This window comes from Micromonospora sp. SL4-19, assembly GCF_047921475.1.
Classification (GTDB): Bacteria; Actinomycetota; Actinomycetes; order Mycobacteriales; family Micromonosporaceae; genus Micromonospora.
The window spans coordinates 1-11,702 of sequence record NZ_JBLROB010000040.1; the positions used below are offsets into that span (position 1 = coordinate 1).

General features: G+C 70.0%; 11 protein-coding genes. 7 read left to right on the forward strand and 4 right to left on the reverse strand.

The genetic code is table 11. The annotated features are described in order from the left end of the window. The coding region (locus ACNAVT_RS28915) for a M36 family metallopeptidase (protein ID WP_416300800.1) at positions 1-2,601 on the reverse strand (2,601 nt) is incomplete at its 3' end. 554 nt (positions 2,602-3,155) lie between these two features. On the opposite strand from ACNAVT_RS28915, the gene ACNAVT_RS28920 reads away from it, so the two are divergent. The 4 genes from ACNAVT_RS28920 (at position 3,156) to ACNAVT_RS28935 (ending at position 7,174) form a co-directional block, all read left to right on the forward strand. Continuing rightward, positions 3,156-4,358: an RNA ligase RtcB family protein gene (locus ACNAVT_RS28920; protein WP_416300802.1), complete on the forward strand. Its 1,203-nt coding sequence runs from the start codon at positions 3,156-3,158 to the stop codon at positions 4,356-4,358. Between the two features lie 29 nt (positions 4,359-4,387). Further along, complete coding sequence (gene prfH, locus ACNAVT_RS28925; protein WP_416300869.1) at positions 4,388-5,014, forward strand: peptide chain release factor H; 627 nt, start codon at positions 4,388-4,390, stop codon at positions 5,012-5,014. 41 nt (positions 5,015-5,055) lie between these two features. Then, positions 5,056-5,967 (forward strand): GNAT family N-acetyltransferase, encoded by a 912-nt coding sequence (locus tag ACNAVT_RS28930; protein ID WP_416300804.1) that lies wholly within the window; start codon positions 5,056-5,058, stop codon positions 5,965-5,967. A 121-nt stretch (positions 5,968-6,088) separates the two neighbouring features. After that, positions 6,089-7,174: a glycerophosphodiester phosphodiesterase family protein gene (locus ACNAVT_RS28935; RefSeq protein WP_416300805.1), complete on the forward strand. Its 1,086-nt coding sequence runs from the start codon at positions 6,089-6,091 to the stop codon at positions 7,172-7,174. A 105-nt stretch (positions 7,175-7,279) separates the two neighbouring features. On the opposite strand, the gene ACNAVT_RS28940 is transcribed toward ACNAVT_RS28935, so the two are convergent. Then, positions 7,280-8,470, reverse strand: coding sequence for a DMT family transporter (locus ACNAVT_RS28940; RefSeq protein ID WP_416300807.1), 1,191 nt, complete (start codon positions 8,468-8,470; stop codon positions 7,280-7,282). Positions 8,471-8,757: 287 nt separating this feature from the next. On the opposite strand from ACNAVT_RS28940, the gene ACNAVT_RS28945 reads away from it, so the two are divergent. The 3 genes from ACNAVT_RS28945 to ACNAVT_RS28955 are packed head-to-tail and all read left to right on the forward strand — an operon-like array spanning position 8,758 to position 10,366. Beyond that, entirely contained in the window at positions 8,758-9,186 is a 429-nt protein-coding gene (locus ACNAVT_RS28945; RefSeq protein WP_416300809.1) for a hypothetical protein, read from the forward strand. An 11-nt stretch (positions 9,187-9,197) separates the two neighbouring features. Continuing rightward, the gene (locus ACNAVT_RS28950; RefSeq protein ID WP_416300871.1) at positions 9,198-9,404 is read left to right on the forward strand and encodes a helix-turn-helix transcriptional regulator; all 207 of its coding nucleotides are present in this window, start codon (positions 9,198-9,200) and stop codon (positions 9,402-9,404) included. Then, a complete protein-coding gene (locus tag ACNAVT_RS28955; protein WP_416300811.1) occupies positions 9,401-10,366 on the forward strand; it encodes an NAD(P)-dependent alcohol dehydrogenase in 966 nt (321 codons plus the stop codon). The genes ACNAVT_RS28950 and ACNAVT_RS28955 overlap by 4 nt, the downstream gene beginning before the upstream one ends. A 48-nt stretch (positions 10,367-10,414) precedes the next feature. On the opposite strand, the gene ACNAVT_RS28960 is transcribed toward ACNAVT_RS28955, so the two are convergent. Then, positions 10,415-11,035 (reverse strand): maleylpyruvate isomerase family mycothiol-dependent enzyme, encoded by a 621-nt coding sequence (locus ACNAVT_RS28960; protein ID WP_416300813.1) that lies wholly within the window; start codon positions 11,033-11,035, stop codon positions 10,415-10,417. 240 nt (positions 11,036-11,275) lie between these two features. Then, positions 11,276-11,701 carry an SRPBCC family protein gene (locus tag ACNAVT_RS28965; protein WP_416300815.1) on the reverse strand — a complete coding sequence of 142 codons (426 nt, stop codon included), beginning with the start codon at positions 11,699-11,701 and terminating at the stop codon, positions 11,276-11,278. Position 11,702: the final 1 nt, after the last annotated feature.

An 11,702-nucleotide genomic window follows, 5' to 3' on the forward strand; every position in this document is an offset into this window, starting at 1 on the left:
GCGGGCGGCGACCGGGGTGGGCCGCGGCGTGACCGGGCCGCTCGGGTTGACGGTCTTGAGCGAGTCGCAGTCGACCAGCCGCGAGTACGGCGAGCCGCTGGCCAGGATGTCCAGGCCACGGTTGGCAGCCAGCTGGAACTTCATCGGCGCGGCGTCACCGGCGATGACCGTGTTCAGCGCCGGCTGCGCGGACCGGCCGACGAAGTCACCCCGGCAGGACGGGTGGGTGTCGAACGCCTCGCTGTTGTCATTGCGGTTGGTGGTGCCCTGCACCGCGCTGTAACCCAGCCCGCGGCGGGCGAAGGAACCCCAGATGATGCAGGCGTTCTCACCACCGGTCAGCGCCGCGTCCGCAGCGATGATCGCGTTACGGCCGGTCACGAAGCCCGGGCCGCAGCCCTGCATCTTCAGCCCGTCGATGACCAACTGCAGAGCCAGGTTGTTACCGCCGGTATTCCACGCCTCGTAGATGTTCGGGTTGAACCCGTGCCGGTCGACGAGATTCCAGACCATGTCATACAGCACGGCCGCCCAGCCGTGGCCGATGCCGTGCGGCGCGGCCAGGGACGTGCCGTCCAGCCAGCCGCCGGTCTTGATGCTGTCGTAGGTGAAGGGCTGGATCTCCATGTTCCGCGAGTACGGCCGCGGCCGGATCCCGCCGCCCACCCGGCTGTCCTGGAACAGCGGGTACTGACCGTAACCGCGGGCATTCTCCGGATCGTCGATCGCGGGGTTGAGCAGCGCGGTGATCGCAAGGAAGTCGCTCCAGCCCTCGCCCATCTGCTCGTCGCCGGTCAGGCAGTTGACCCTCGCGCCACCGGTGAGCCGGTTGGAGATCCCGTGGCCGTACTCGTGGAAGATCGTCTCCGAGCGGAACGAGGCGTCCCGCATCGCCGGGCGGGCCAGGTTACGGTGGACCTTGCCCGAGGCCGGCAGGCCGGCCTTGATGGTCCTTCCGTCGGCCTGGCTCACCATCACGGCGGGAATCCCGACTGGCGGGCTCATGGAGCCGCTCATCACCGCCGGGTTGCCCGCGACGTTGTTGACGACCACCACCGCCGCGGCACCGGCCTTCTCAGCGTTGACCACCTGGGTGTAGAAGTTGCAGCTGCTGGTCCGGTCGACCACGGCGATCGCGCCGCGGGGCAGGCTGTAGGCGGTGCAGCCGTCGCCGGTCGCCCCGACGCCGTCGTCGACCACGACCACGTCGCCGGCGAAGCCGGCGCTGGTGGGCGCGGGGGTGAACCGCGCGTACTCCGCCTGGTATGTGCTGGCGGCGGAGCCGCCGTCGATCGTCACGGCGTTCGGCATGCCGAACTGGTTGCCCGGCCAGAGGAACATCTGCATCCGGGGCCGGCCACCGTCCACCGCCGGCGTGGAGAAGTTGGCGTTGTTCTCGCCGGATCCGTCGTGCGCCTCGCACATCACGTCGTCGCCGCCGACGCCGCCCCGGCCGTAGTTGTTGACCTGGAAGTTGCCGGATGCCTCGTCGAAGCCGTACCGGTAGGAGATGTCGTGGACCATGTTGCACCAGTAGAACTGGTTCGTCACCGCGGCCTGGGTGTAGGTCTGCGGATGCTCGTTCATGTCGGCCGGGAAGTTGAACGTGAGGCCGGCGCCACCGTCCGGCGCGCTGTCCGGGTCGACCTGGTTGTTGGCGTCCTTGTCGGTGTACGCGTGCGCGTTGTTGCCCCGGGTGATGGTGTATTCCGCGCCCGGCTTGCCGTCGGTGTCGTGCCAGCCGTACGGCGACGCGGTCCCGTCCGCCGGGTTGGTCACCAGGGTCCGCGGGCCGTCGTTCGGGTCGCCCTTCGGGAACTCGAACACGTTGTAGCTCGACCCGTCGACGGCCGGGTTCGGCGGGCTGACCTTGGGGATGGGGATGCTCGCGGTGGTGACAGCCGCGGCCTGGGTGTCCCGGCGGCCCAGGGTATTGGCCAGGTCCGTCGGACTGTCGTGATCGGTCCAGTCGTCCGCGTTGAGCAGGTCGCCGGTCTCGGCGTCGATGCTGGCGTTCCACAGGTGGGGGTCGGAGGAGTCGTCGATGACCAGTTGCCAGGCCAGTCGCAGCCCGTCGTCGGTGGGCTGCCAACCGAGCTTGGCCGGGATCGGCTGCTCTGAGATCCCACTACCGGACACGACCGTACGCTGGGCCGGCCCACCCGCACGACTCATCACCTTCGGATTGGCCGGATCCGCCAGATCCAGCGCATCCGCAGCGGCCTGCACCGCGTCAACCGCGTCCAGCGCGGCAGACCCGGAAGCCTTGCCCGACAGACCCGACACCAGGGTGTCACCAACGAACACGACGCTACCGTCACGGGCGATGTTCACCGTCGCCGTCGCGCCGAAGACCTCCAGGTCCCTGTACCGCTGCGCCAGGTTGACATGCGTCACCCCGCTGTGGCGGCTGGTGTAACTGGAAGACACCGCAAGATCGGCAAGATCCGCGGCGGCCACACCGTAGACCGCCGGGTGCTCCCGCAGATAGTCCATCGCGATGTCGTTCGGAGCGCCCTTGTTCGGGCCGGTCAAGAAGATCGGATTCGCCAGGGCCTGATCAGGATCAGCCCAGGCAGGCGTCGCGGCCACCGTCGTCATCGCCGCGACCAAAGTCGTGGACAGCAACAGCGCGGCGTTACGGCGACCACGAGACACACGGAAACTGGGGGGCACCGCTGCTCCCTTCGGGGGTTGGAACCACGTTCAGCAATCAGGTCGGCACAGATTGATGCATCGACGCTAATGGGTGCCTTACAAACCGATCATCCGACGACTGGCGAAAGATTCATCCACCAGCTTCGACTCCTGTCGCGACCGTCGATCACCAACCGATATGGATCGGCCGGCCGACGAACGTCGCAAACTCCCTGACCCGGACCCTGCTACGGGCCGGAGAGCAAGCGGCGGCGGACGATGGCGACAGAAGCGCACGCCGACTGACGGACCGTGCGTGCAGGCGTTGCGGGGGCGCGGGCACGACCTTGGGTCCCGGGGTCGTAAACCGCTTGCCGCACGTGGTGACCTCCAGGAGAGTTGGGCCCATGACGTTCTGACGGGCAGCACCCTGTTGAGCCGAAGCCCCCGGCGGCACCGACCCGCGCCCCGGCTGGGCCGGCCGTCCGTCCGTACCCCCCGAAGAAGAGAGCGTCGTTTTGCCGCAGCACAACTCCCGGCAGGAGCCCACCCCGACCACGGGTTCCGCCACCGTCAGCGTGTTCGCCTCCGCCCAGAGCTGGATCGAGTCCGATGCCGTCGAGCAATGCCATCAGGTGGCAGCCCTCGACGGCATGATCCACGTCGCCGCCATGCCGGACCTGCACCCCGGCAAGGGCGCCCCCATCGGCGCCGCCATGGCCTCGACCGTGTTGTACCCGCACCTGGTGGGGTCCGACATCGGCTGCGGCATCGCCGTTTTCCCCGTCGACCTGAAGCGCGTCGTACCCGAGCGGCTTGCCAGCCGGTTCCCCGACCTCGACCGCGCTCTGGATCCCGATCGGGATGCTGACGATCCGGCCTGGGCGGTCGTGGACAGCGATGTTCCCGGCGGTCACGTCGAGGGTCTGGCGACGGTAGGCCGAGGCAACCACTTCGTGGAGCTGGCGCGGATCCAGACCGTCCTCGACGCCGGCCACGCGGCCCGGCTCGGGCTCGCCGCCCGTGACCTCGTCCTCATCGTCCACAGCGGTTCCCGGGGCCTGGGCGAGCGCATCCTGCGGGAACACACCGAGCGGCACGGCGCGAGACCGGCCGCCGATCCCGCGACCTACCTGGCCAGGCACGATGCTGCGGTGCGCTGGGGATCCCTCAACCGCCGGCTCATCGCCGCCCGGGTCGCGCACGCCCTGGGGGCCGCGCCCACCGAGCCGATCATCGATCAGAGCCACAACCTGGTCGAAAGCCGCGACGGGGTGTACCTGCACCGCAAGGGCGCAGCGCCGGGTGACGGCCGCGACGTTCTGATCGCCGGCACCAGAGGCACCTGCTCCTACCTCGTGGCCGCCCACGCCGGGCCGGACGCCAACCGCTCGGTGGCCCATGGCGCGGGCCGCAAGATGTCCCGCGCCGACGCCCTGCGCCGGGGCCGGGCCAAGCACACGGTCGAGGAACTGCGCCGCACGCCGCTGGGGTCGCTCGTGGTGTGCGGCGACCGTCAGCTGCTCTTCGAGGAGGCACCGACGGCGTACAAGCGGATCGAGCAGGTGATCGCCGACCTCACCGACCATGGCCTGGCCACACCCGTCGCCACGACGGTCCCGCTGGTCACCTACAAGACGCTCGACCGACCCAGGGGCAACGCCGGGCCCGCGGCCCGACGCGATCACCAGGAACACCGCCGTACCCGAGATCGGTCGTGAGCGCGGCGGGCGACCACGGCCACCTGCTGATGTCCGCCGGGCGTGGCCCGCAGGAGTGCGCCTGGGCGGTCGCCCAGCTGCTGCGCCGTCTGGAAGCGGACGCCGCCCGGCAGGGCCTGGCGATCCGTCGGGTCCAGACCGTCCCCGGCGTCGCACGAGGCACCTACCGGTCGGTCCTGTTGCAGATATCCGGAGACGGTGCCGATGAGTTCGTCGACTCGTGGACGGGAACCCTGTGTTGGCAGGCACCCAGCCCCTACCGTGCCAGCACCGGTCGCAAGAACTGGTACGTCATCGCCCGGCCTTGCCAGGTTGACACCCCGCGCACGTCTTTCGCGGAGGCGGACATCGACATCGTCGCGTGCCGTACCGGCGGCCCCGGCGGGCAGCACCGGAACAAGACCAGCACGGCGGTAAGGGCGACCCATCGTCCCTCGGGCATCGTCGTCGTGGTCGACACCGAGCGGCAGTTCAGCCAGAACCGTCGCCTCGCCCTCGAGCTGTTGCGGCAGCGCATCGAGCACAACGACCGGACCGCCGACCGGGCGGTCACCACCGCCCGGTGGCACATCCACGACGAACTCGTGCGCGGCAACCCCACCCGCATCGAACGGCCGGGAACCGGGCCCGGCTGCAACTGCCCTCAAGGGCGATAATTCCTGCGCTGCCGTGGCATCGCCGCGGGTAGCTTACGCAAATGAGCGTTATCCCGATGGCCGGACAGCGCCTGCACTTCTGCACCGATCCGGGCGAGTTCCTCGCCGCAGCCGGTGACCACCTGGCCGCCGACCCGGTAGTCAGCACGGTCGTGACCACCATCGCGCACCGGCTGCTGTCGCAGCAGGCCGACGGCATCGCGCAGCCCGACCGCACCTGGTGGTTGGTGGTCAGGGACGAGTCCGGTGCCGTGGTCGGCGCCGGGATGCGGGCGGCGCCGTACGCACCGTACCCGCCGTTCCTGCTGCCGATGCCTGACGAGGCGGCCGTGGCCCTGGCGTACGCGTTGCACGAGCGCGGGGAGGAGGTGCTCGCACTCAACGGAGCCCTCCCCGCCGTTGACCTGTGCGCCGCCGAGCTGGCCCGGCTCGGCGGGGGCCGAGTCCAGGTCAGCCAGCACACGCGGCTGCACGAGCTCGGCGAGTTGGCGTGGCCGAGGCCGGTGCCCGGCCGCTTGGAGGTCGCGACCGAGCACGACGTGGACCTGGTCACGGAGTGGTTCGGCGCGTTCGTGGGCGACGCCGACGAACAGGTGGGTCGCCCGCGCGGTGCCAGTGCGCACGAAGTGCCCGACCGGGCGGAGATGCTGCGCCGGCTCCGGGCCGGACGGCTGTGGTTCTGGGTCGACGAGACCGGGGAGCGGGTGCACCTCACCGGCGCCAACCCACCGTCGTTCGGAGTGGCGCGCGTGGGTCCGGTGTACACGCCGCCGGCCCAGCGCGGGCGCGGCTGGGCCAGCAACGCGGTCGCTGAGGTTTCCCGGCGGATCCAGGCCGAGGGTGCGCGGGCGTGCCTGTTCACCGATCAAGCCAACCCGACCGCGAACAGGATCTATGCCGCCCTCGGCTACCAGCCGGTGGTCGATATGGCCAACCTCGTCATCGTCCGCTGACGAGTCGGCACCCGCGTTCCGCGAACGTTCAGAAGCCCATCATGCCGAGGCCACACGGCGGGGGCGGACGGCGCACTAGCGTCGCGCCGTCGATGTGAACCGAACGGAGCTGAGGTCATTGATGTCCGTACGTCGCGTCCTGGCAAGCCTGGCCGTGGTGCCCGCGCTCGCCGCGCTGTCCGCGCTCTCCGCACCCGCTGCCGCTTCCGCGTCACCCAACAATCCCTACGTCGTGCTGCCACAGAAGACCCACTTCGACCTGCAGGCCCACCGGGGCGGCATCGGCATGACGACGGAGGAATCGCTGGAGGGGTTCGCCAAGGCGATGCGCCTCGGGGTCAGCACCCTGGAGCTGGACACCCACGTCACCAAGGATGAGAAGGTCGTGGTCAACCACGACCGACAGATCAGCGCCCAGAAGTGCCGCGACACCGCCCCGGTCACGCCCGGTGACCCGATGTACCCGTACGTCGGCAAGTACATCAAGGATCTGACGCTGGCCCAGCTCAAAACCATGGACTGCGGATATCAGCAACTGCCCGGTTTCCCCGAGCAGGAGCAGATCAAGGGCTTCCGGATGGTCGAGCTCAAGGACGTGTTGGACCTCGTCAAGAGCTACCACGCGAACCAGGTCAAGCTGAACATCGAGACCAAGGTCGAGGCGGGCGCGCCGGAGCAGACCGCGCCACGCGAGCTGTTCGTCCGCCGCGTCTACGAGGAGATCCGCGCTTCCGGGATCGAGAAGCAGGTCACCATCCAGTCCTTCGACTGGGGCGCGCTGAATGAGATGCACCGGCTCGCGCCGACCTGGCCGCTGGTGGCGCTGACCAACTACGACTTCCTCCAGGTCGGTAAGCCCGGCGCCTCCCCCTGGCTCGGCGGGATCGACGCCGACGACTTCGACGGCGACTTCGTGAAGGCCGCCGCCACCATCCCCGGCGTCACGGCTTTGTCCCCCGTCTACGGGTTCCCGCAGAACGGAAAGATCGGCGAGCCGGGCTTCCGCTTCTATGTGGACGAGACGATGGTGGCGGCGGCGCACGCCCGCGGCCTGAAAGTCATCCCGTGGACCTGCGACGACCCGGCGACCGTCGAGGCCCTGATGGACATGGGCATCGACGGCATCATCACGAACTACCCGAACCACGTCCGGCAGATCATGGCCGACCGCGACATGCGGCTGCCGAAGACGTACGAGGCGCGCTGACCACTCACGACGGCCTCCGGGTGCGGTGGGTTGCCACCGTCCCCGGAGGCCTCGTCCGTGTGGTCAGGGGTCATCCAGTCGCCGGAGCGGGAGAACCCGGCCGACTCAGTGCCTGCGGCGAGAAAGAGGACCGCGCCGAGGAAGAGTGACGCCAACATCATCGACCGAAGGGCCGGTTGTTCGACGGGGTGCACGGGCAGGACTGACATCGGCGCGCCTTTGCAAGGTGCGCTCATCCTGGCGGTCGCCTGAGGCGCATGCAAGGGTCTGATCATCTGAGGGGTCCCGGCGGCGGCCGCGAGCGGGACCTGCGAGGAAGGCCAGGCCAACGCCGAGTACGGCCAGCCCGCACCAGGAAATGGCCGGCAGTCGCTCGCCCAGGACCGCGACGCCCAGCACCGCCGCGACGGCCGGCTCCGCCAGAGTCAGCGTCGTGGCCACCGGCGGGGCGGTGTGTCGCAGGCCGTGTCCGAAGAGCCGGTAGGCGAGGAAGGTGGTGACCACGGCGAGGTGCACGACCACCGCCGCACCCCGAGGGGTGATCAGCCACTGCTCGTCGTTGCCCAGCAGCACGGGCAGGACCAGCAGCGCCGCTCCGCCGAACATCGCCCCCATCACCGCGCGGGAGGGATGTCCCTGTGCCATGAGCTTCCCGCCGATGAGTGAGTAGGCGGCGTAGGAGAGTCCGGCGAGGGCAGCCAGTGCCACGCCGGTGAGGTCCGCGGCTGCGCTGCCCTCGGCGAGTCCAGGGCCCAGGACCAGGACGGCGCAGCCGATGACCGCTGCGGAGGTGGCGTAGGCCCAGCGGGAGGTCGGCCCGGCCTGCCGGGTGATCCAGGCCAGCAGTCCGGCGAACACCGGTGCGCTGCCCAGTGCGATAACGGTGGCCACGGCCACTCCTGAGCGTGCCACGGCCGGGTAGAAGCTGACCGGATAGCCGGCCACCGTCACCGCGCCCAGGACCAGCAGCCACCGCTCGTTGCGCGTGCACCTCGTGGGGAGCGAGTGGGCACTTCGGGTGGAGAGGAACAGCAGCAGGCCGCCGAGGGCCAGGCCGGCGGAGCCGATGGCTGCCGCCGGTGCCCCAGCCGGAGCGAGGGAGCTGGCGGTGCCGGTGGTACCCCACAGCACTGCGGCGATCAGGATGGGAACCGGCCCGTGGAGAGGGCTGGCGTGGTGGGCCCGCGGCTCGTCAGGAGCTGAGCGGGCGGGAGCCGGGAAAGAGGTCTGGTTCGGCACAGTCGTGAACTTCCGTCGTCGATTTCGTCCTGGGACCTGGATTCGAAACGGACGCACGATGCGGGCCCCTGGCCGCCCTGCAGGTCAGCCGGGGTCGCGGATCAAGCCGTCAGCGCGTGCGCCCGGTCAGGCGCACAGCGGCGGCAGGACGACGTGCCAGTAGGAGCTCACGCGCCGACGGTACCTGCCGTCGCGCGACGCCTCGGGCAGCGGGTCGCCGGGTATGCCGCACGGCGGTGTGCAGCCGGGTACGTTCTCGGTGAGAGTAAAGAATTCTTGACATCGTGTCGGCTGTGCTTGACACTCGATGGTGTCAAGAATTCTTTACCTCGAGGAGGGGTCCGATGGCGTTCGAGGAGAAGCGCGCCTGGATCATGGGGCTGGTGGCGGTCGCCGGCTATGCCGCGTACGTGGTGATCGTGCTCGGGCGCGCGGACGGTGGCCCGCTCGCGGACGTCTCCTACGCGGGCCCGCTGCTGGCGACGGTGGGCGGGTCGATCGTGGCGTCGATCGCACTGAACATCGTCGTCTCGATCGTCTCGCCCGAGGGCGCCAACGAGAAGGACCAGCGGGACCGGGAGATCCACCGGCTCGGCGACCACATCGGCCAGTCGTTCCTGGTGGTCGGCGGCGTCGCGGCGCTGGCCATGGCTCTGGCCGACTGGGACCAGTTCTGGATCGCCAACGTCATCTACCTGGGTTTCGTGCTCTCCGCGGTGGTCGGCTCGGCCGCGAAGATCGTCGCCTACCGGCGGGGGTTCCAGTCGTGGTGAAGCCGACCCGGATCACCAACTCCATCCGAGCGCTGCGGTTCGCGCACGACGAGATGACCCAGGCCGAGCTGGCCCGGCGGATCGGGGTCACCCGGCAGACCGTCATCGCCATCGAGCAGGGCCGCTACTCGCCGTCGCTGGAGATGGCCTTCCAGATCGCCGCCGTGTTCGGCGTGTCCCTCACCGACGTGTTCCAGTACCCGCAGGAGGAATCGTGAAGGCGATCGTGCAGGACCGGTACGGCCCGGCGGACGTGCTCCGCCTCGTCGACATCGACGTACCGTCGCCCGGTGCCGGCCAGGTGCTGGTCCGGGTCCGCGCGGCCGGCGTCGACCCGGGCGTGTGGCACCTGATGACCGGCCTGCCCTACGTGGTACGCCTCGGCTACGGGCTGCGCCGACCCCGCAACCGCGTCCGCGGCATGGACCTGGCCGGTGTGGTCACCGCCGTCGGGCCCGGAGTCGCCGGGTTCACCCCCGGCGACGAGGTGTTCGGCACCGGCGCCGGCTCCTTCGCCGAGTACACCGTCGCGTCCGCCGGCCGGCTCGCCCCGAAGCCCGCCACCCTCAGCTTCGCGCAGGCCGCCGCCGTCCCGATCTCCGGGCAGACCGCGCTCGCCGCCGTCCGCGACTCCGCCCGGGTACGCCCCGGGCAGCGCGTCCTGGTGATCGGCGCCGCCGGCGGGGTCGGCTCGTACGCCGTACAGCTCGCCAAGGCCGCAGGCGCACACGTCACCGGCGTCTGCGGCCCCACCAAGCTGGACCTGGTACGCGGACTCGGCGCCGACGAGGTGGTCGACTACACCCGCGTCGACCTTCCCGACGACCGCTACGACGCCGTCGTCGACACCGCCGGCAATCGGCCGCTGTCCCGGCTGCGCCGGGTGCTCGCCCCGAAGGGAACGCTGGTTCTCGTCGGCGGCGAGGCGCGCGGCGGGAAGTGGTTGCAGGGCTTCGACCGGCAGTTGCGGGCGCTGGCCCTGTCGCCGTTGGTCGGGCAGCGGCTGGTGCCGCTGATCGCGAAGGAGAGCACCGAGAACCTGGCGGCGCTGGCCGGGCTCATCGACGCCGGCCAGGTCACCCCGGCGGTCGACCGGACCTGGCCACTCGCCGGCGCCCCCGATGCCATCCGCCACCTCAAGGGCGGCCACGCCACCGGGAAGGCTGTGATCGTCGTCTGACCTCCGGTCCGGCCCCGCCGTCGGACCCGACCGCCGCCGGCCCGCTGGTCAGTCGCGCTCGCGGAGAACGGCCACTCCCTCGCCCGTGAGGTCATCAAGTGCGGTCTTGCGGCCAGTCATGGCCATCAGCAGCACGATGACCGGCCCGCTGGCGTCGGGGCCGGTACCGTGTTGCCAGTCGGTGTCGGTGGCTCGCAGGGTGACACCGCTGATCCGGTGCTTCGCGCCGATGAGCAGGTTGCTGTTCTTGTAGAAGTCGGCCACCGCCACCACGTGCTCGACCGGGTGGTGGTGGTACCCGCCGAGGGCGCGGAAGATGTCCTCGCCGTGCACGATCGTCTCACCGAGCCATGACAGGGTCGGGCCAGGCGGCGCCGTACGCGCGTCGACACGCGCGCGCAGCAGGTCCACCAGTTCGGCGTTGGTCCTGCCCGTGGTGACCTGTGCGATGTCCTTGCGGACCATGTTCGGGAAGTTGAAGCCGTTACCGATCAGCTTGGCGAAGAACTTCGGCGGCGTCATGTTCGCGGTGGCGACGAGGTGGCCGACGGTCTCCCGCACCGTCCAGTTGGTGCACAACGACGGCTTGTCCCAGTCGGTGTCGGGAAGCTTGTCCAGCGCGTCGACCAGCGACGCGCGTTCCGCCTTGATCATCTGCCAGGTGTCCATGTTTCTCCCATCCTCTGACCTTCGCCGCTGGTGTAGCAGACCACGACCACCGCCGCCACCAGGCGAAACGCCAATGTCCGTCGTCGTGGGCGGTGGGTGGCGGCGATCAGCCGAACCAGGTCGCGCGTCAATGGAGCAGCAGGGTCTGACGCTCTGCGACGCCGCGGAGCGTTTGGCTCGCGTTCCCGCCCGCGAGGCGTCGGCGCAGCGGCCGCAGCCGGAGAGGCGGGGGACGCGGGCCTACTTGCCGTCCTCGAGGAGGCGCTTGAGGTTCTGGTAACTGGTCGGTGCCTCGCGCCCCGCCTGCCGGCGCACCAGCGGCACCAGGGCGACGCCGAGCCCGTGGCCCTCGAAGTCGAGCGTGAACGTGACCCGAGACCGGGTGCCGTCGGCGATCGACGCGACGGTGATCGTGGCGTGCGGACGGATGGGGCCGTCGATGCCGCGGGCCGCCCAGCTGTGCGGCGGATCGTTCTGGGTGATCTGCTGGCTCATCGTGCGTTCGGCACCCCTGATCCGCCTGGTGGTGCTGAACAGCGAGCCGTCGAGCATGCGCACCGTCACCACGTCGTTCTGCCACTCCGGGAAACTCGACGGGTCGGTGGCGTAGGCGAAAACCGCCGCCGGCGGGCGCGCGATTTCGATCGTGGAAACCAGTGGTGCCATC